The 17,926-nt window shown below is 71.0% G+C and carries 20 protein-coding genes; 11 read left to right on the top strand and 9 right to left on the bottom strand.

All coding sequences use genetic code 11. The annotated features are described in order from the left end of the window. Positions 1-29: 29 nt before the first annotated feature. Entirely contained in the window at positions 30-1,022 is a 993-nt protein-coding gene (locus tag ACWEN0_RS10250) for a S41 family peptidase (RefSeq protein ID WP_451971230.1), read from the bottom strand. Between the two features lie 187 nt (positions 1,023-1,209). Between ACWEN0_RS10250 and ACWEN0_RS10245 the strand changes: the two genes are divergently transcribed. Both ACWEN0_RS10245 and ACWEN0_RS10240 read left to right on the top strand, forming a co-directional pair. Beyond that, the gene (locus ACWEN0_RS10245) at positions 1,210-1,797 is read left to right on the top strand and encodes a TMEM165/GDT1 family protein (protein WP_451971997.1); all 588 of its coding nucleotides are present in this window, start codon (positions 1,210-1,212) and stop codon (positions 1,795-1,797) included. 61 nt (positions 1,798-1,858) lie between these two features. Beyond that, positions 1,859-2,506 carry a DUF998 domain-containing protein gene (locus ACWEN0_RS10240; protein ID WP_451971228.1) on the top strand — a complete coding sequence of 216 codons (648 nt, stop codon included), beginning with the start codon at positions 1,859-1,861 and terminating at the stop codon, positions 2,504-2,506. Here the strand turns inward: ACWEN0_RS10240 and ACWEN0_RS10235 are convergent. Further along, a complete protein-coding gene (locus ACWEN0_RS10235) occupies positions 2,503-3,138 on the bottom strand; it encodes an IclR family transcriptional regulator (protein WP_451971225.1) in 636 nt (211 codons plus the stop codon). The genes ACWEN0_RS10240 and ACWEN0_RS10235 overlap by 4 nt on opposite strands. Next, a complete protein-coding gene (locus ACWEN0_RS10230) occupies positions 3,135-3,989 on the bottom strand; it encodes a hypothetical protein (RefSeq protein ID WP_451971994.1) in 855 nt (284 codons plus the stop codon). Before ACWEN0_RS10230 ends, ACWEN0_RS10235 begins: the two co-directional genes overlap by 4 nt. 85 nt (positions 3,990-4,074) lie before the next feature. On the opposite strand from ACWEN0_RS10230, the gene ACWEN0_RS10225 reads away from it, so the two are divergent. The 4 genes from ACWEN0_RS10225 (at position 4,075) to ACWEN0_RS10210 (ending at position 8,397) form a co-directional block, all read left to right on the top strand. Beyond that, complete coding sequence (locus ACWEN0_RS10225; protein ID WP_451971222.1) at positions 4,075-5,247, top strand: homogentisate 1,2-dioxygenase domain-containing protein; 1,173 nt, start codon at positions 4,075-4,077, stop codon at positions 5,245-5,247. A 69-nt stretch (positions 5,248-5,316) separates the two neighbouring features. Continuing rightward, positions 5,317-7,125, top strand: a complete 1,809-nt coding sequence (locus ACWEN0_RS10220) for a substrate-binding and VWA domain-containing protein (protein ID WP_451971219.1) — start codon at positions 5,317-5,319, stop codon at positions 7,123-7,125. 1 nt (position 7,126) lies between these two features. Continuing rightward, complete coding sequence (locus ACWEN0_RS10215; RefSeq protein WP_451971216.1) at positions 7,127-7,864, top strand: hypothetical protein; 738 nt, start codon at positions 7,127-7,129, stop codon at positions 7,862-7,864. Positions 7,865-7,908: 44 nt separating this feature from the next. Then, positions 7,909-8,397, top strand: coding sequence for a DUF4231 domain-containing protein (locus tag ACWEN0_RS10210; protein ID WP_451971214.1), 489 nt, complete (start codon positions 7,909-7,911; stop codon positions 8,395-8,397). Between the two features lie 2 nt (positions 8,398-8,399). Here the strand turns inward: ACWEN0_RS10210 and ACWEN0_RS10205 are convergent, their stop codons facing one another. Further along, entirely contained in the window at positions 8,400-9,308 is a 909-nt protein-coding gene (locus tag ACWEN0_RS10205) for a LysR family transcriptional regulator (RefSeq protein ID WP_451971211.1), read from the bottom strand. A 95-nt stretch (positions 9,309-9,403) separates the two neighbouring features. Between ACWEN0_RS10205 and ACWEN0_RS10200 the strand changes: the two genes are divergently transcribed. Continuing rightward, the gene (locus ACWEN0_RS10200; protein WP_451971208.1) at positions 9,404-10,636 is read left to right on the top strand and encodes an MFS transporter; all 1,233 of its coding nucleotides are present in this window, start codon (positions 9,404-9,406) and stop codon (positions 10,634-10,636) included. Here the strand turns inward: ACWEN0_RS10200 and ACWEN0_RS10195 are convergent. Further along, positions 10,603-11,661, bottom strand: a complete 1,059-nt coding sequence (locus tag ACWEN0_RS10195) for a hypothetical protein (protein ID WP_451971205.1) — start codon at positions 11,659-11,661, stop codon at positions 10,603-10,605. The two genes, ACWEN0_RS10200 and ACWEN0_RS10195, sit on opposite strands and share 34 nt — an antisense overlap. Before the next feature lie 136 nt (positions 11,662-11,797). Between ACWEN0_RS10195 and ACWEN0_RS10190 the strand changes: the two genes are divergently transcribed. Beyond that, positions 11,798-12,592, top strand: a complete 795-nt coding sequence (locus ACWEN0_RS10190) for a DUF2470 domain-containing protein (RefSeq protein WP_451971202.1) — start codon at positions 11,798-11,800, stop codon at positions 12,590-12,592. Here the strand turns inward: ACWEN0_RS10190 and ACWEN0_RS10185 are convergent. After that, positions 12,584-13,045: a PPOX class F420-dependent oxidoreductase gene (locus ACWEN0_RS10185; protein WP_451971199.1), complete on the bottom strand. Its 462-nt coding sequence runs from the start codon at positions 13,043-13,045 to the stop codon at positions 12,584-12,586. The two genes, ACWEN0_RS10190 and ACWEN0_RS10185, sit on opposite strands and share 9 nt — an antisense overlap. A gap of 22 nt (positions 13,046-13,067) precedes the next feature. Between ACWEN0_RS10185 and ACWEN0_RS10180 the strand changes: the two genes are divergently transcribed. The 3 genes from ACWEN0_RS10180 to ACWEN0_RS10170 all read left to right on the top strand — a co-directional run bounded on the left by ACWEN0_RS10180 (position 13,068) and on the right by ACWEN0_RS10170 (position 15,813). Continuing rightward, the gene (locus ACWEN0_RS10180; RefSeq protein ID WP_451971196.1) at positions 13,068-13,880 is read left to right on the top strand and encodes a CPBP family intramembrane glutamic endopeptidase; all 813 of its coding nucleotides are present in this window, start codon (positions 13,068-13,070) and stop codon (positions 13,878-13,880) included. 40 nt (positions 13,881-13,920) lie between these two features. Further along, a complete protein-coding gene (locus ACWEN0_RS10175) occupies positions 13,921-15,108 on the top strand; it encodes an arginine deiminase (protein WP_451971991.1) in 1,188 nt (395 codons plus the stop codon). Positions 15,109-15,258: 150 nt separating this feature from the next. Next, positions 15,259-15,813 (top strand): ferritin, encoded by a 555-nt coding sequence (locus ACWEN0_RS10170; RefSeq protein WP_451971193.1) that lies wholly within the window; start codon positions 15,259-15,261, stop codon positions 15,811-15,813. Between the two features lie 69 nt (positions 15,814-15,882). On the opposite strand, the gene ACWEN0_RS10165 is transcribed toward ACWEN0_RS10170, so the two are convergent. The 3 genes from ACWEN0_RS10165 to ACWEN0_RS10155 all read right to left on the bottom strand — a co-directional run bounded on the left by ACWEN0_RS10165 (position 15,883) and on the right by ACWEN0_RS10155 (position 17,756). After that, positions 15,883-16,710, bottom strand: a complete 828-nt coding sequence (locus tag ACWEN0_RS10165) for a hypothetical protein (RefSeq protein ID WP_451971190.1) — start codon at positions 16,708-16,710, stop codon at positions 15,883-15,885. Continuing rightward, entirely contained in the window at positions 16,707-17,219 is a 513-nt protein-coding gene (locus tag ACWEN0_RS10160) for a SigE family RNA polymerase sigma factor (protein ID WP_451971988.1), read from the bottom strand. The genes ACWEN0_RS10165 and ACWEN0_RS10160 overlap by 4 nt, the downstream gene beginning before the upstream one ends. Positions 17,220-17,402: 183 nt before the next feature. Continuing rightward, the gene (locus ACWEN0_RS10155) at positions 17,403-17,756 is read right to left on the bottom strand and encodes a DUF952 domain-containing protein (protein ID WP_451971187.1); all 354 of its coding nucleotides are present in this window, start codon (positions 17,754-17,756) and stop codon (positions 17,403-17,405) included. Positions 17,757-17,926: the final 170 nt, after the last annotated feature.

The raw sequence follows: 17,926 nt of genomic DNA, 5'->3' as shown, positions 1-17,926 counted from the left end.
CGTGCTCCGGCGCCGCCGGAGCGACTAGATCAATCGGTCCCTTCCCTCCTGGGACCAAGGTCCTGCACCTGTTCGAGTGCCTTTCGCGCCTCTTCGGCCACAGCGCGTCGCGGACCGGCGTCACCCAGTCCGGCGATGTGCCGCAGCGCCAGCTCGTACGCCGTGTCGAACGCCCTGTCCGCCGCCACCGGGAAGTCCGGCCGGACGCCCGTGCCCTCCCAGTTCTCCCCCGTGTCCGGGTGGAACGAGCGCGCGATCGACACCGTCACGTCCAGGTAGGTGTCCACCTTGTACTGCTCGCGCGGGTGCGCGCCGCCGCGCGTGGCCTCCCCCACCGTCTTCGCGCGGCCTTGCTGCTGGAGGGAGAACGCCAGGTCCTCGCCGCCGGAGAACGTCTGCGGGCCGGTGAGCACCCAGACCGGCTTGGTCCCGCCGAACCGCGGGCCCGGCACGTACGGCAGCGTCCACATCTGCGTCGTCCGGTGGCCCTCGCGCTCGTAGATGTCGAGGTAGTGGGTCCGCTCGTCGAAGAGGTAGCTCTGCAGGAACGCGCTGGTGTCCGGGGTGCCGCCGCGGTTGCGCCGCACGTCGAGCAGCACCGCGTCGGTGGGGGCGACCAGCGTCATCGCCGCCGCGATCGACGGCGCCGCGAGGTCGAGCGGGTAGAGCAGGGTCGTGTCGACGTAGCCGACGTTGCCCGCGAGCCGCCGCGCCGACGCGATGCCGAAGCCCTCGAGTTCGGCCTCGAGCCGGTACCCGTCGGAGCTCACGGCCGCGTCGCCGTCCTCGGCCACCGGGTCCACGTGGTGCCGCAGGCGCAGGTGCTTGTCCCCGTTCACCGACTGCAGGTCCGCTGTGACGAGCGTCGCGAACCCGGCGTCGTCCACTTCCGCATACGCACCTTCGCCGAGACGGCGGCGAAGCACTTCGGCCAGTTTCTCCGCGACGTCCGGGAACACGTAGTGGGCTTCCAACCGGCGGATGACCTCGTCGACCTGCGCAGCACGCGCCATTGACCCCATGGTTGTCAACCTACCGCAGGCCACAAATGACTTTTCGGCATGCCGAAAACAAATGTACGACGCGACTGGATGACAAATTCATGACCACCGACGGCGCAATTTCGAGCAAGCCATCAGCTTGCGGTCTTCTGAATCACCCCTTTATCGTTGCAGTGAAAGGGGCGAGAAAATACTCATGACTTCCGCGATGGTGGCGTTGATCAGCGCGTTCGGCCTGGTCCTCGCCGTGGAGCTGCCGGACAAGACGCTCGTGGCGACCCTGGTGCTGACCACCCGTTTCCGCGGTGGTCCGGTATTCGCCGGGGTGTGCGCCGCGTTCGCCGTGCAATGCGTCATCGCGGTCGCCTTCGGCAGCGTGCTGACGCTGCTGCCGGACCTGGTGCTTTCGCTGGTCGTCGCCGGCATGTTCGCGCTCGGCGCTTTCATGCTCCTTCGCGAGGGATTCAGCGAAGCGGACGAAGCAGGTGAAGACGCTTCGCGGGTCGGGCCGGCTCCGCTGTCCTTCCTGCGCTCCGCGATGACGTCGTTCGGCGTACTCTTCGCCGCCGAGTGGGGCGACGCCTCCCAGCTCGCGACGGCGAGCCTCGCCGCCCGGATCGGCAACCCCGTCGCCGTCGGCGTCGGCGCGTTCGCCGCGCTCGTGATCGTCGCCGGGCTCGCCGTGTTCATCGGCGCGAAGATCCGCAGCCGGATCAAGCCGAAGCTGATCCAGCGCTGCGCCGGGTTCGTCTTCGCCGGCTTCTCGGCCTTCGCGCTGATCCAGCTGGCCTTCTGAGCCGACAGCTCTTTCACAGGGTCACCGGGTAACCTTTCGGAAACGAAAGGGTGGAAGCCAGGTGAACAAGCCCCTGTCCGCGGTCTCGCCCGTGCACGGCCGGATCGCGCTCGGCGGGATCGGCCTCGCGGTGGTCATCTCGATCGACCTGCACCTGCGCCTCTCCGGGCAGGTCAGCCCGGTCTGGCAGACGCTCTCGGAGTACGTCTACGGCCGGCTCGGGCACGGCTCGGCCGCGCCGCTGTTCAGCGTGATGTGCCTGGCCCTGTCGTTCGGCTCGGTGGCGCTGCTCGCGGGGATCGCGAAGGCGCACCGGCCCGGCACCACGGCCGTCTGCGTGCTGCTCGGCGTCTGGTCGGCCGGGCTGCTCGTGTGCGGGCTCGTGCCCGTGGACCCCGACGGCCAGGCGCGCACCCTGTCCGGCCAGATCCACAACGCCGCCGCGCTCACGGCGTTCGTCGCGCTGCCCACGGCCGCGTTCGTGCTGACGAAGAAGGGCCGCGAGCGGTGCCCGTGGGAGCCGCGCCGGACGACGATCCGGCGCCTGGCCGCCGCGAGCTTCGCCAGCGTCGGCGTGGTGCTCGGCGGGTTCGTGCTCACGCTCGTCCTCGGCCCGGCGAACCAGGAAGTCACGCTCGGCCTGTTCGAGCGGCTGCTGTTCACCATCGACGTCACGCTGCTGCTGACGATGGTCCGCCCGCTGCGTTAAGCCTTCAGGATCTCGGCCAGCCGCCCGGCGGCCGCGACGACCTGCGGGCCCACCTCGGCGGCCTTCAGCGGCTCCATCGAGACGACACCGACACTCGCCTTGAGCCCCGGCACGCCCCGGACGGGTGCCGCGACACCGGACGCGCCCGCCTCCAGCTCGCCCGTCGACGTCACCCAGCCGTCGCCGCCCGGGCGCAGGGACATCGCCTTGCCCGCCGCGCCCGCGGTCAGCGAGTGCCGGCTGCCGACGCGGTAGGCGACGTGAAAACTCGTCCACGACGGCTCGACGACGGCCACCGCAAGCGCTTGCGGCCCCTGCGCGACCGACAGGTGCGCGGTCGCCCCGACCTTCTCGGCCAGCTCGCGCAACACCGGCCCCGCGGCGTCCCGCAGCTGGGGCAGCACCTGCCCGGCCAGCCGGAGCAGGCCGACGCCGAGGCGGACCTTGGTGCCGTCCCGCCAGACCAGCCCGCGTTCCGACAGCGGCACGAGGAGCCGGTAGACGGCCGCGCGGCTGGCCCCGATGGCCACCGCCAGCTCGGAGATGGTCGCCGCGTCGCCTCCGGCATCGGCGACCGCCTGCAGCAGCGCCAAACCCCGGTCGAGCGTCAGCGACCCCTCCCGGCTGGTCACAGCAAGCCGAGTTCGCCCATGTCGGCGACCGGCTCGTCGAACGACGCGGCCGCGTACGACGCGAAGAGCGCCCGGACGGCCTTCGCGGCCTGCTCGGACAACGCGCGGGCCTCGTCGGCCAGCGCTTCGGCGTCCGTCGACTCCAGCGCGCCCCGGACGTCGCCGCCCGAAAGGCTGCGCGCGGAGGCCACGAGCAGGTTGAGGAAGCCGTGGTGCACGAAGCCGGTGTCGGGGTCGGCGTGCCGGACCGCGCGGTGCAGGCTGTTCGTCGCCTTGAACGACGCCCCGGTGGCCCCGCTGACGACGGCGAGGAAGTCCGCCACCTCGTCGACGCTGGGGAAGTTCTCGCCGGCCTGGCCGCCGCAGCGGATCTTCGGCCAGCTGCCGTGCTCGATCACCTTCCGCACGCCGTCCAGCCAGCCGACGCCGCGCCGCGGCTCGACCACGCGGATGACGTCCTCCGGGACGAACTCCGAGACGCGCTCCAGCCAGACCTCGTCGACATCCGACGGCGCCGGCATCTCGACCATCCGGAGGGCGAGCAGCTCGCTGCGCGACTCGACGATGGAGATCGCCTTCGGCACGCCGCCCAGACCGGTGTCGATGATCAGCGAAAGCGGCAGGGGCTGCTTCGGCTTGATCTTGATCAGCTCGGTGATCAGCTCCGGCAGCCGGGACGCCTGGCAGAGGAAAACCCCCAGCACACCGGCGTGTTCGGACTCCCGGCTGGCGAAGTGCGCACGCAGCGCTTCGGGCATCGCGGAATCACCGGGCGGGAACAGCGCCGAGTCGTCGACGAGCCTCGCGAACAGGGGAGGGATTCCACGGGGGCCGGGGGGCGTGAGTTCCACAGCGCTTGACACGACTGACACGCTAGTAGCGTACGACATGAGGACAAAATCGTTCGCACAACGGACACATTTCGGAGGGGTGCCGATGCCTTACTACCGGCAAGTAGGCGAGATCCCGCACAAGCGGCACACCGCGTTCCGCAAGCCGGACGGCGGCCTCTACGCCGAGGAGCTGATGGGCGTCGAAGGCTTCTCCGCCGACTCGGCGCTGCTGTACCACCGCGGCCTGCCGACGGCGATCGTCGACGCCGTCGCGGTCGAGGAGGACCGCGGCCCGCTCACCCCGAACCTCCCCCTCAAGCCTCGCGCCTACCAGACGCGGGACCTCAAGTTCGGCGGCGACACCGACGCCGTGACCGACCGGCGCCGGCTGTTCGGCAACAACGACGTCACCATCGGGTTCGTCACCGCGACCGCGCCCAGCCCGCTCTACCGCAACGCGGCCGGCGACGAGCTCTTCTACGTCCAGGGCGGCTCCGCGACCGTCGAGACGATCTACGGCAGCCTCGAGGTCGGCGACGGCGACTACCTCGTGATCCCGACGTCCTGCACCTACCGCGTCGTCCCCCACGGCGAAGTCGGGCTCTTCGTCCTGGAGGCACGCGGGCACATCGGTCCGCCGAAGCGCTACCTCTCGGCGAAGGGCCAGTTCCTGGAGCACTCGCCGTACTGCGAGCGGGACATCCGGGGTCCGTCGCAGCCGCTGCTGGCCGACGGCGAAGACGTGGACGTCCTCGTCCGCCACCGCGCCGGGCTGACGCGCTACACGTACGCGACGCACCCCTTCGACGTCGTCGGCTGGGACGGCTGCCTCTACCCGTGGGCGTTCAACATCGACGACTTCGAGCCGATCACCGGCCGCGTGCACCAGCCGCCGCCGGTGCACCAGACGTTCGAGGGCCCGAACTTCGTCGTCTGCTCCTTCTGCCCGCGGAAGGTCGACTACCACGAGGACTCGATCCCGGTGCCGTACAACCACGCGAACGTCGACTCCGACGAGCTGATGTTCTACGTCCGCGGCAACTACGAAGCCCGGAAGGGCTCCGGGATCGGCATCGGCTCCCTTTCGCTGCACCCGTCGGGATTCACGCACGGCCCGCAGCCGGGCGCGGCGGAGGCGTCGATCGGCGCGGAGTTCTTCGACGAGACCGCCGTCATGGTCGACACGTTCGCGCCGCTGGAGCTCGGCGAAGCCGCCGACGCGTCCGAAGACCCCGGCTACGCGTGGACGTGGTCGCGCCGCGGGCCCAAGGGATAGTCAAAATACCGTCCCCTCCCCGTTCCGTTGCCGGATAATGGAATTCCGCGGCGCAACGGGGAGGGTTCGATGATCAATTCCCAACCAGCACGGCGAAAGAGAAAGATCCTCCCGTTCGTGGCCGCGATCGTGGTCGCCGCCGGGCTGATCATCGGGATCCGGTACTGGACCAGTGGTCCGGACGGCAGCGCGGACGCCCCGAAGTGCACGGGCTCGGACGCGATCGCGCTCAACGTCGCGTCGTCCCCGGAAAAGGTCGGAATAGTCCAAGAAGCCGCGAAGGCCTACTCCGGACGGACCGTCGCCGGGCACTGCGTCGACGTGGTCGTGCGGTCGAAGTCGTCCGGCGTCGCCATGCAGGCGCTGGCGAACGGCTGGAACGAAGCCACCGACGGGCCGCGCCCGGACGTCTGGACGCCGGCCGCGAGCGGCTGGGTCAACCTGCTGCGCGTCAACGCGAAGGGCGACACGGCGTCGATCGTGCCGGAGGGCGCCCCGCCGTCGATCGCGAACTCGCCGCTGACCATCGCGATGCCGAAGCCGATGGCCGAGGCGCTGGGCTGGCCGGCCAAGCCGATCGGCTGGAAGGACCTGGCCGAGCTGGCCACCGACCCGGCGGGCTGGGCGAAGTACGGCCACCCGGAGTGGGGGAAGTTCCGGCTCGGCAAGACGAACCCGAACATCTCCACGGCGGGCCTGAACGCCACCATCGGCGCGTACTACGCGGCCACGGGCACGTCGTCGGACCTCACCGCGGCCGCGCTCGAGAAGCCCGAGGCCAAGCAGTTCGTCACGAACATCGAGCAGGCGATCGTCCACTACGGCGACAACACGCTGACCTTCCTGACGAACCTGCAGAAGGCCGACGACCGCGGCGCGGCGCTGTCCTACATCTCGGCGGTGACCGTCGAGGAGAACTCACTGATCGGCTACAACCAGGGCAACCCGACGACCGATCCGGCGAAGGCGGGCCAGCACGCACCCCCGAAGGTGCCGCTCGTGGGGATCTACCCGGCGGACGGCACGCTCAACTCCGACCACCCGTTCGTCACGCTGAACTGGGCCGACGCGACGCGCAAGCAGGTCGCCGCCGACTTCCTCGGCTACCTGCGCGGCCCGGAGACGCAGCAGAAGTTCGCCGACCTGGGCTTCCGGTCGTTCGACGGCAAGCCGGGCCCGCAGGCGACCACCGCGAACGGCGTCCAGCCGGACGCGAAGATCAGCTTCCTGCAACCGCCGTCGCCGAGCGTGCTCTCGAAGCTGCTGACCACGTGGACCGAGCTGCGCAAGAAGGCGAACGTGCTGCTGGTCGTGGACGTCTCGGGCTCGATGGGCGACGAGGTGAGCGGCACCGGCAAGAGCAAGATCGACCTGGCCAAGCAGGCCGCGATCGACGCGCTCGGCCAGTTCGTGCCCCGCGACCAGGTCGGGCTCTGGCAGTTCTCGACGCACCTCGACGGCGACAAGGACTACCAGGAGCTGGTGCCGGTCCAGGCGCTCGGCGCGAACGGCAAGGAGACCCTGGCGGCGCGGCTGGGCGGGCTCACGCCGCAGGCGGGCACCGGGCTGTACGACTCGTCGAAGGCCGCCTATGAGTACATGAAGGCGCACGTCGACCCGACGGCGATCAACGCGGTCGTGGTGCTGACCGACGGCCGCAACGAGGACCCCGGCGGCGTCGACCTGGACCACCTGCTCCCCGAGCTGCGGCCGGAAGGCAACGCGGAGACGGTCCGGCTGTTCACGATCGCCTACGGCTCGGACGCCGACCAGGGCGTGCTGAAGCAGATCGCCGAAGCGACCGAGGGATCGGAGTACGATTCGTCCAAACCGGACTCGATCAACCAGGTGTTCACCTCCGTGATCTCCAATTTCTGACATGAAGTTCGCCCGTGAGCTCGCCGAACCGTGGGGGCTGCTGCTGGCCGCCACGGCGGCGGGCGTGGCCTGGGCCGTCCAGCTGCCGGTGCTCGTCGCCGTCTTGATCGGGGTGGCGGTGCTGGCCGCGCGTGCGGGCGTGGCTTCGCTGGGACGAGAGGCCGCGCCGGAACGGCGTGAAGCGCGCGTGCTCGACGTCGCGCCCGGTTCGGCCGAGGCGAACTGGCTGCGGCGGGCCGAAGGCGCGGCCGACGGGTTCGCGTCGCTCAGCTCGTCGCTCGACGCCGGTCCGCTCGCCGACCGCGTCGCGGACATGGAGCCGGTCGTCCAGGAGACGCTGGCGACGCTCGAACGGCTGGCCGGCCGCGCGTCGGCGACCGGGAAGGCCCTGTCCCGGGTCGACCTCGAGGCCGTCACGCGCGAACGGCGCCGGCTGGAGCAGTCGCTGACGTCGGCGCGCGAGGAGGTCCGCGGCGACCTCGAGCAGGCGCTGACGGCCGTCCAGGCCCAGGCGGACGTGCACGGGCGCCTTTCCGGCGCCCGGGACAAGCTGCTGGCGCAGCTGCAGTCGGGCGCGCTCGGGTTGGACAGCCTGGTGGCGAGGGTCGCGGAGCTGACCGCGGCGACGACGGACGTCGCGGTGGACACCGGCGCGATCCGGGAGCTGAGCGACCAGCTGGAGGGCATCCGGCAGGGCGTCCTGGAGACCGAGCAGGCGACGCGGAAGTCGCTGGGCTGACCGCGTGCTTGACCGGGTCGCCCGGTGGTGTGAACTTTCGTGCCATGAAGGCAGATCCGCGCTCGATCGCGCGCAGTCAGTGGGTCCTGGACGCGAAGGGGGTCGACGACGAGCCCGTGCCGCCGTCGGTGCTCGCCGAATGGCGGCGCTACCAGCGGTCCTCGTGGGCCGCGCGGCGCCGGCACTCCGTCGTCGAGGTCACGAGCCTGCTCGTGACGGCCACGATCCCCGCGCTCGCGGCGTTCGCCCTCGACGCGCGGCTCATCGCCGCGGTCGGGTCGCTCGCGGTGCTGATCAACGGGATCCGCGCGCTGGGCGGGTACAAGGAGAACTGGACCAGCCGGACCCGGGCGCGCTACGCGATCGAGAAGGAGATCGCGCTGTTCGCCGCCAAACACGAACCGTACGCGACATCGGGCGCGGCGGCCGTCCTGGTGGAGACGGTCGAGGAGATCTGCGCGGGCGAGCGCGACGGCTGGGTCGCCCTGCGGCTGTCGTACGGCACGAACCGCGAGAACGCGACGACGCCCTGAGGTCAGCTCGCCCAGCCGGGCTGCCACGCATCGTCCGCGCGCGGTGCTTCACGCAGGTCGTCGCGCAACGCGGCCAGGGCGGGGTGGGAGTTGTCGCGACGCCAGAGCAGCGAGTGCGGGTACACGGGAACCGGCTGCTCGATCGGCACTCGCCGCAGGTCGTGCTCCACGGGCCACGACAGCCTGACCCCCGCTCCCACCAGGGTCGCGACCTCGGCCGACTCCGCGATCGTGTCCAGCACGACCTCGGTGCCGAAGTTCGGCCCGGCCATGTCGATCGAGAGGCCGAAAGCCGCCGCCAGCTCGGCGTAATACGCCTCCCACTCGGTGCCGGGCACGAGCCCGGGCATCCAGATCCGATGCCCCCGCACCTGCCACGGGGTGACCGCGGACTCGGTCGCCAGCGGGTGCGCCGGTCCGCAGAGCAGCTGCAGCGGCTCGTCCAGCACCCGCATCGCCTCGACTTCGCCGGGCAAGGACGCGACCGCCCGGAACGAAGCGTCGATCGACCCCGCCAGCACCGCGGCCAGGGCCGAACCGACGTCGAAGAGCGTGACGACCTCCAAGGCGACTTCCGGATGGGCTTCGTGGAACCGGTGCAGGAGCGACGCGGGGCCCAGCCGCCGGCCGATCACGTCGACGCGCAACGCCCTCCGGCCGGACTGCACGGACGCCACGGCCCGCGCTTCCGCCAGCAGGAGTTCGCGGGCGTGGGGCAGGAACACCGCACCGTCGCCGGTGAGCCGGACGCCGCGGGCCGTGCGGGTGAACAGGCGCACGGCCAGCGTCTTTTCCAACGCGGCGATGCGCTTCGAGACGGCCTGCTGGGTGATCGCGAGATCGGCCGCGGCGTCCTGGAACCGGCCCGCCTCCGCGGCCGCGACGAAGGTGCGCACGGCATCGAGGTCCACGACGACCGACTCTAGGGTCACAACGCCGGGTTGTGACGCGCCGATGCGGCGGTTGTTTGCTCCCCGCGGCCGTTGCCCGCTTTGATCTCCGGGTGATGCGCAGGCGGCTCGGACGGCGGTTCAGGTGGCTGTGGACGGCTTACGCCGTGAGCGCGTTCGGGACCTGGCTCGGCTTCGGGGCCTTCCCGATGCTGGCCATCCTCGTGCTGCACGCCGGGCCCGCGACCGTCTCCGCGCTCGCCGCCGTCGGACCGGCCGTCGGAGCGCTCGTGGCCGTGCCGCTGGGGCCGTGGGTCGACCGGCGCCCCAAGCGGCCGGTCATGGTGGCGATGGACCTCGTGCGGTTCGCCGCGCTCGTCAGCGTCCCGGCCCTCTACGCGCTCGGGGCCTTGGGTTTCACGCAGCTCCTCGTCGTTTCCGTGGTCGTCGCGGCGGCGGACATCACCTTCACCTCGGCGAGCGGCGCCTTCCTGAAGGGGCTCGTGCGGCCCGAAGACCTGCTCGTCGCGAACGGCCGCTTCGAGTCGACGAACTGGACGGCCACCGCGCTCGGCCCGCCGCTGGGCGGGGCCGCCTTCGCGCTCTTCGGGCCGGTGACGTCGGTGGCCGCCAACGCCGTCAGCTTCCTGCTCTCCGCGCTCGGGATCCGGGCGATCGGCGGGGACGAGCCGCGGCCGAAGCACACCAGCCGCCTGCGCGCGCGGGATCTGGCCGAAGGCTGGCGCACGATCCTGACGCACCCCGGACTCCGGCCGCTGTACTTCAACGTCCTGCTGTTCAACGGCCTGATCATGGCGACCGAGCCGCTGCTCGCCGTGCTGATGCTGAACCAGCTCGGGTTCACGCCGTGGCAGTACGGGCTCGCGTTCGCGGTGCCGTGCCTCGGCGGGCTCGCCGGTTCACGCCTGACGCCCCGGCTCGTCGCGCGGTTCGGCAGGCACCCCGTTCTGCTGACGGCCGGTGCGGTCCGGGCGTGCTGGCTGCTCGCGCTGGCTTTCCTGCCGGGCGGCGCCGGCGGGCTCGCCTTCGTGATGCTGGTCGAGCTCGGCTTGATCGTCTCCTGCAGCGTGTTCACCCCCGTGCTCGCCACCTACCGGCTCGAGCAGCTGCCGGCGGACCGCGTCGCGAGCACGCTCTCGGCGTGGTCGGTCAGCACCAAGGCGTCGATCGCCACGCTGACCGCGCTCTGGGGTGTGCTCGCGAACTTCACCGGCCCTCGCGTCGCGATCGGTGCCGCCGGGGTTCTGGTGCTGGTGACGCCGGTGCTGCTGCCGCGCCGGGACCGGACGCCCGCTCAGCCCAGCCAGACCGTGCCGAGCACCGGGTAGCCCGGCACGCCCGTCTTCGCCGCGCCCGGCCTCGGCACGCCCGCGATCCACAGCCGGCCGGTCGCCGCGATGTTCGCGGCCATCGACGGGTCCGCCTTGGGCAGGCGGAAACCGACCACGGTCCCGTCGGCCAGCATCGTCAGGCCGCTCAGCCGCGCGGCGCCGCGGCGGCCCATCCGGACCGGGCCGTCGAGGACCGCCCGCAGCTCCGTCCAGTGGTCCGCCGGAAGCGGGCGGGAGTGGGCCCACGAGCGCGTCGCGGCCACGAGCGCGCTCAGCAGCGCGACGGCCGTGGCGGCCAGGGCAGCCCACTTCACGGCGGGGAAGTCGACCCGCACCCACAGCGCGAACCCGGCCAGGGCCAGCAGGAACGCCGCACCCACGCGCAGCTCGCGGGCGATCCGGCGGCGGTGCGCGGCCAGCACGGGGTCGAGCCGCGGCGACGCCGACCCGGCGAGCGGCGGCACGGCCACGGCACCCGGCGGCGGCGCGTCGAAGATCCGGGCGCGGCGGATCCGCACGAGCCCGGAGAAGCCGACGAACACCTTCGGGCCCCGGCCCAGCAGCCACACCCGCCGGTGCCCGGCCAGCAGCAGCCGGTACGCCTCGTCGAGCCGGACGCGCAGCCAGCGGCCGTCCGGCAGCCGCACCCCGACCACCCGGCCGGCGGCGACCAGGCCGTCGGCGGCGATGTCGACCTGGCGGAACGGCTCCCGCTTCAACCGCGTCTCGGGCACCCAGGCGTACGCGCGGTGGAGCCACCACGCCTCGGACGCCCCGGCCAGCGCGAGCGCGCCCACCGACAGCGCGACCCCGGCGCCGGTGAAGAACTGCGCGGCGGCGAACACCAGGAAGAACCACGACAGCAGCTGCTGGTTGGCGGCGTTCCGGCCGATCCGGTCGAGGTACTCGCCGAAGATCGGCAGGGCGCCCGACGGCATGGCCGGGTCGAGTTCGAACGCGGGCACGCGTTCGGGAACCGGGATGATCTGCACGCTGGCCCCCACCGAGTCGACACTGGTCACCGGCCTTTTCGGAAATTTGCACAGCGGCGTTACCGGATGCTCCGCTCAGCGGACCGGCGACGTGACCCGAACCGCAATCCGGCGACTACCCAGACCGACTGATTCAGGTTAGGCTCACCTAAGTAGGAGGTGAGCCGTGACCGAGGCACCGACATCCATCCGCCGCCCGCCGGCGCCGAACCCCGCCGAGCGCGCCAAGACGATCGCGACCCGCAACGGGCCGGCGTCGCTCATGCCGACGTGCGAACGCGCCGGTCTCGACGGCGAACGCGTCGTCCCGGTCCTGCACCACGTGCACCACAGCGGCAGCGTCAGCGTGCTGCTGCCCGACGACCACCCGATGGTCAACGCGGCGAAGCAGACCCAGCGCGGCGAGCTGGCCGTGATGGTCGAACTGGCCGACCAGGCACCCGTCGACCTGCGCGAACCGATCCGCGGCCTGCTGTGGATCACGGGCTGGCTGCGGCCGCTCTCCCCGGTTTCGGCCCGCGCGCGGGCGATCGCGATCGCCGAGTCGCGACCGGACGAACGGCTCCTCGACGTCGGTCACGGCGTCACCCTGCTGCGGCTCACCCCGGCGTCGCTCGTGCTCGCCGACGCCGAGGGCACGCATTCGCTGCGCCCGCACATGTTCAGCGCGGCGCCGCCCGACCCGTTCCACGACTACGAGGCCCAGTGGCTGCGGCACCTGGAGAGCGACCACTCCGACGTCGTCGACCAGCTGGCCAAGCACCTGCCGGCGGAGCTGCGCGGCGGCCGGATCCGCCCGCTCGGGCTGGACCGGTTCGGGCTGCGGCTGCGCGTCGAGTCCGACGCGGGCGACCACGACGTCCGGCTGGCGTTCTCGAAGTCCGTCGAAAGCCCGCCGCAGCTCGCGATGGAGCTGCGGCGGCTCGTCGGCTGCCCGTTCCTGCGGGGGACGTCAGGCTAGTTCGGCGGGGAAGCCGCCCTTGGCGATCGGGCCCCAGCTCTCGATCGTCACGCGGATGATGCTCTTGCCCTGCTTGACCATGGCTTCGCGGTATTCGTCCCAGTCCGGGTGTTCGCCGGAAATGGCGCGGAAGTACTCCACGAGCGGCTCGACGGACTCCGGGATGTCCAGCACCTCGGCGGTCCCGTTGAGCTGGACCCACCGGTCGTTCCACTCGTCGGAGAGGATGCAGGCCGAGACCTTCGGGTTGCGCTTGACGTTCACGACCTTGGCGCGCTTGGGGTAGGTCGAGATGACCAGCCTGCCCTCGGCGTCGACGCCGCAGGTGACCGGCGAGAGCTGCGGGCTCCCGTCGGCCTTCGTGGCCATCAGGATCGCGCGGTGGCGGGTGGACAGGAACTCGACGAGCGCGGCGCGGTCGACGGTTTCGTTGGTGGCGATGCTCCTCGGCATACCCCGAAGGTAGCGTGCGCACATGACGTTCACCGCGCGATCGTGGCTGGCCCCGGCCCGTCCCGAGTTCCCGGAGACGATCGAGGACCCGCGGGAGCGCCGGGCGGTCAAGGTCGAGCTGCTGATCGTCTTCGGCATCACGCTCGGCCTGTCCGGCGTGCGCAGCCTGCTGTCCCTTGTGGACTCCCTGTTGCAGCCGACGCCGCTGGCCCAGCAACAGGTCCAGCTCAACGTGCCGCAGGCCGCGGCCAGCCTGATCGACCTGCTGAAGCAGCTGCTCTCGGCCGCCCAGCTCGTCGGCTGGGGCGCGCTCGGGCTGTACTTCCTGTGGCGCGCCGGGATCAAGATGGCCCAGGTCGGACTGGACCGCCGGTCTCCCGGCCGCGACACGCTGCTGACGCTCGGGCTGGCCGCGCTGATCGGGATCCCCGGCCTCGGGCTGTACTTCCTCTCCTACCACCTGGGCTTCAGCCTGGCGGTGCAACCGTCCACTTTGAACGACACGTGGTGGCGGCCGATCTCGCTGACGCTCTCGGCGTTCGGCAACGCGTTCGCCGAAGAAGTCCTGGTCATCGGCTATCTGCTGACGCGGCTGCGCCAGCTCGGCGTCCGCGAGAACAACGCCGTGCTCGGCGCCGCGGTGCTGCGCGGGTCGTACCACCTGTACCAGGGCTTCGGCGGGTTCGTGGGCAACTTCGTCATGGGCCTGGTGTTCGGGCGGCTGTGGCAGAAGACGAACCGGCTGTGGCCGCTCGTCGCCGCGCACACGCTGTTCGACTTCGTTTCTTTCGTCGGATACGCCCTGCTGAAGGGGCACGTTTCCTGGTTGCCCTGACTAAGCTCGGGGGGTGATCGACGAAACGACACCTCCCCGGGTGGACAGCGAAGTCGGACCCCTGCGCGCGGTGCTGCTGCACCGGCCCGGCAACGAGCTCAAAAGGCTGACGCCCCGCAACAACGACCAGCTCCTGTTCGACTCGATCCCGTGGGTCGACCGGGCCCAGGCCGAGCACGACGCGTTCGCCGAGGTGCTGCGCAGCCGCGGCGTCGAGGTGCTGCTGCTGGCCGACGCCCTCCGGACGGCGCTGGAGGACGACCGCGCCCACGCGGCCGGCGTGCACGCGGCGGTCGACGACCGGCGCCTCGGCGGCGACCTCGCCGACTCGCTGCGGTCGCACCTTTCCGGCGTCCCCGCCGCCGGCCTCGCCGAGGTGCTGATGGCCGGGATGACGTTCGAGGAGCTGCCGTCGGCCGAGGGCGCGTCGCTGGTGCGGATGATGAACCACCCGCACGACTTCGCCGTCGACCCGCTGCCGAACCTGCTGTTCACGCGCGATTCGTCGGCGTGGATCGCCGACCGGGTGGCGATTTCGTCGTTGACCATGCCCGCGCGCCGTCGCGAGACGGCGGTGCTGGACCTGATCTACGCCTACCACCCGTACTTCCGGCACGCCGCCCGCGCGTACGGCGCGCATTCCGCACCGATCGAAGGCGGTGACGTGATGCTGCTGGCGCCGGGCGTGCTCGCCATCGGCGTCGGCGAGCGCACGACCGCGGCCGGCGCGGAGTCGCTCGCGCGGTCGGTGTTCGCCGACGGCATCGCGCACACCGTGCTGGCGGTGCCGATCGAGCAGTCCCGCGCGACCATGCACCTGGACACGGTGTGCACGATGGTCGCCGCCGACGCCGTGGTGATGTACCCGCTGGCCCGCGACTCGCTGACGGCGTTCACCATCCGCCCGACCGGCGACGGCGGCGTGAAGGTGGCGGGCCCGGCCCCGTTCCTGGTGGCCGCGGCGGAGGCCATGGAAATCGACCGGCTGCGCGTCATCGACACCGGGCTCGACCCGGTGACGGCCGAGCGCGAGCAGTGGGACGACGGCAACAACACGCTCGCGCTGGCGCCCGGCGTGGTCGTCGGCTACGAGCGGAACGTCGAGACGAACGAACGGCTGGAGGCGGCCGGTATCGAGGTGCTGCCGATCGCGGGCTCGGAGCTGGGTTCCGGCCGGGGTGGCCCGCGGTGCATGTCCTGCCCCATCCGCCGGGAGCCGCTGCAATAAAATGAAGTAAGCCTTCCCTAAATGGTTACGACAATTTAGGGAAGGCTTACTTAAATTAGGTACGTCTTCTTTAGGAATGGTAACCCTAATAGGGGCCAGATCACCAGCCCGAAGTGGCATCGAGCCGAATCTTGATTTATTCTGATTCACATGGCCCTCACCAAGAAGAAAGAACCGCGCTCGAAGTTCTACGAGCTGCTGCAGGCGCAGATCCACAACGAGTTCAACGCATCGCAGCAGTACATCGCGCTCGCGGTGTGGTTCGACGCCGAGGACCTGCCGCAGCTGGCGAAGCACTTCTACAAGCAGTCCGTCGAAGAGCGCAACCACGCGATGGCGCTCGTGCAGTACATGCTCGACCGCGACCACCACGTCGAAATCCCGGGCACGGGTGAAGTGCGCAACGACTTCTCCGGCGTCACCGAGGTCATCGAGCTCGCGCTCGAGCAGGAGAAGGAAGTCGCGGCCGACATCTCCGCGATGGCCAAGGCCGCCCGCGCCGAAGAGGACTACATCAGCGAGCAGTTCACGCAGTGGTTCCTCAAGGAGCAGGTCGAGGAGATCTCGCAGATGAACACGCTGCTGAACGTCGTCAAGCGCGCGAACGGCAACCTGTTCGAGGTCGAGAACCACCTGCACCGCGAGTCCGTCGGCGATGGCGGCACGGATGCGCAGATGCCGCCGGTGGCCGGCGGAGCGCTGTAACCCCAAGACGCCGAAAACCCGGGCTCTCCCCCTGTGGACAGCCCGGGTTTTCGCATGTCGCCGGCGTTTTCAGCCGGCGCAGTCCTGGTTGACGCTCGCGAGGCTGGTCTGCACGACCGCGGAGTCGTCGAGCCGGAAGTGGTATTCGGCGGCGGCGGTGGCGGGGGCGACGACGCCACCCGACTCGTCCTTCGCCGCGGGGTAGACCGCGAGCACCTGGTCCCTGGTCGACCCGGCGCCGATGCCCTCGGCGGTGTGCGCCGACTGGTCGGGGGTGACGACGGTGAGCCCGGCCGCTTTCGAGACCACCACGGTCGCGCCGGACGGCACCCCGCTGCCCCGCGCGGTGTAAACGGTGCAGCTCCCGCCCGTCTTCGCGTCGCTGAGCGTGACGCCCTGCGCGGCGATCTGGGTCTCGGACATGCCGAGCTTGATGCTGCCGAAGCCGTCCGGGGCGAGCAGCGGCCCGCTCAGCACGACCGGGAGCTTCGACGTCGGCTGGGCCGAAGGTGGCCGCGAAGCCTTCGACGGCTGCGTGGCCGGAGGCGCGGAAGCCTCGATGTCCTGCGTGCTCGTCGGACCCGCGTCCGACGGCTGTGGCTGCCGCCCGGCCGTGAGGTTCTCCGGCGGCTTGACGCTGATCGACGAGCCGCCCGCGGACATCACCGCGGTGCCGTCCTCGCCGTGGAGGCTGACCATGGTGAGCCCGCCCGAAACGGCCACGACGGCCGCCGCGACACCCGTCGCGGCGAGCACGCCGTGCCGGCGACGGCGGCGGCGCCGTGCCCCGGCGACGATGACCGTGCCGGCGTCCGGCGGCGGTGGCGGTAAGTCCAGGCGCTCGTCGGCGAACAGCGCGCGCAGGCGCTGCTCCAGCTCGTCCTCGGAGATGTTCAACCCGCGTCACTCCCTTCGCCCTGGATGTCGGCCGCGGTCAGCTTCATCCGCAGCGACGTGATCGCCTTGCTGGCCTGGCTCTTCACGGTGCCCTGCGTGACGCCGAGGGCGCTCGCGATCTCCGCTTCCGACAGACCCTCGTAGTAACGCAGGACCATCACGGCCCGTTGTCTCGGCGGCAGCGTTCGTAACGCACGCCACAGCGGCTCGTGCTCGAACGGGTCGTCCGGCACGTGCGGACTGGTGTCCGGCAGATCGGCCACGAGGTTCTCGCGACGCGTCCGCCGCCAGCGGCTGACGTGCGCGTTCGCCATCGACCGCCGGACGTAGGCGAGCGGGTCGCCGGTCTTTTCGTGCACGTACGCCCAGCGCGAACCGATCTTTTCGAGGACGGTCTGCACCAGGTCCGCCGCGTCGTGCGGGTTGCCGGTGAGCGCGTGCCCGTACCGCAGCAACCCCGGCAGGGTGGCCTGCACGAAGTCACCGAAGTCGGTGAACTCGCCCGGCAACGTCGCGGCCCTCCCTCGGCCTGCGCTGGTCACCCAGGTATCTCCCCCGGTGAAGACGGGTGCCGCAGCGGTCACCGTATCGCCTCCCATCGGGTTCGAGCCGCTTTCCTCCCCAACACGCATCACAGCCCCCTCAGGTTGCCCGCGTTCCCGCCTGACTTCGGGCGGGTCGAATTGCCCACGTCAGCGGTGCGCGAGCGCGTCGGGCAGCCGGAAACCGGCACCGTCCACCTCGCCGAACGCGTGCACACCGACAACCGCCGAGCGCGGAATCGGGCCGTACACGTGCGGGAACCAGACCCCGGCCGGATGCGGGGGCTCGCCGTCTTCCCAGCGGACGGGGACCCCCAGATTTCCCGGGTCGATCTCGAGCAGCACCAGATCGGTGCGGCCCCGGTAGAGCGCGTTGGCCGGCAGGTGCGCCGTGCCGAAGTCGGAGCAGTGGACGAACCCGACGTCCCCGAGTGAAGGAGGCCGGTACTCGCCGCCTTCGCCCACTTCGGCCCAGTCGGCCGCCCCGCAGATGTGGAGTATCACGCGGAGAATCGTCCCACCACAGCGATTCGGCGGCGGTGTCTCGTGCGCCACATAACGCCTGGTTGAACGCTCATCGAGCAGTTTCCGGTCACCGGAACGCGCGAACGGTCCGGTGCTTTCCGACGACGCCTCGGCGGCTGCCGGACCGCCTCGGGCACGCCGCTTGCGGG

This window comes from Amycolatopsis sp. NPDC004378 (genome assembly GCF_053602455.1).
Note: the sequence above shows the minus strand (reverse complement) of the source record. Positions and strands in the feature narration are given on the sequence as shown.

Coding starts and splice junctions, on each gene's coding strand:
- ACWEN0_RS10170 (WP_451971193.1), top strand. CDS start 15,259: ATGGCCCTCACCAAGAAGAAAGAACCGCGCTCGAAGTTCTACGAGCTG.
- ACWEN0_RS10200 (WP_451971208.1), top strand. CDS start 9,404: ATGCGCAGGCGGCTCGGACGGCGGTTCAGGTGGCTGTGGACGGCTTAC.
- ACWEN0_RS10210 (WP_451971214.1), top strand. CDS start 7,909: ATGAAGGCAGATCCGCGCTCGATCGCGCGCAGTCAGTGGGTCCTGGAC.
- ACWEN0_RS10245 (WP_451971997.1), top strand. CDS start 1,210: ATGGTGGCGTTGATCAGCGCGTTCGGCCTGGTCCTCGCCGTGGAGCTG.
- ACWEN0_RS10180 (WP_451971196.1), top strand. CDS start 13,068: ATGACGTTCACCGCGCGATCGTGGCTGGCCCCGGCCCGTCCCGAGTTC.
- ACWEN0_RS10250 (WP_451971230.1), bottom strand. CDS start 1,022: ATGGGGTCAATGGCGCGTGCTGCGCAGGTCGACGAGGTCATCCGCCGG.
- ACWEN0_RS10225 (WP_451971222.1), top strand. CDS start 4,075: ATGCCTTACTACCGGCAAGTAGGCGAGATCCCGCACAAGCGGCACACC.
- ACWEN0_RS10220 (WP_451971219.1), top strand. CDS start 5,317: ATGATCAATTCCCAACCAGCACGGCGAAAGAGAAAGATCCTCCCGTTC.
- ACWEN0_RS10215 (WP_451971216.1), top strand. CDS start 7,127: ATGAAGTTCGCCCGTGAGCTCGCCGAACCGTGGGGGCTGCTGCTGGCC.
- ACWEN0_RS10185 (WP_451971199.1), bottom strand. CDS start 13,045: ATGCCGAGGAGCATCGCCACCAACGAAACCGTCGACCGCGCCGCGCTC.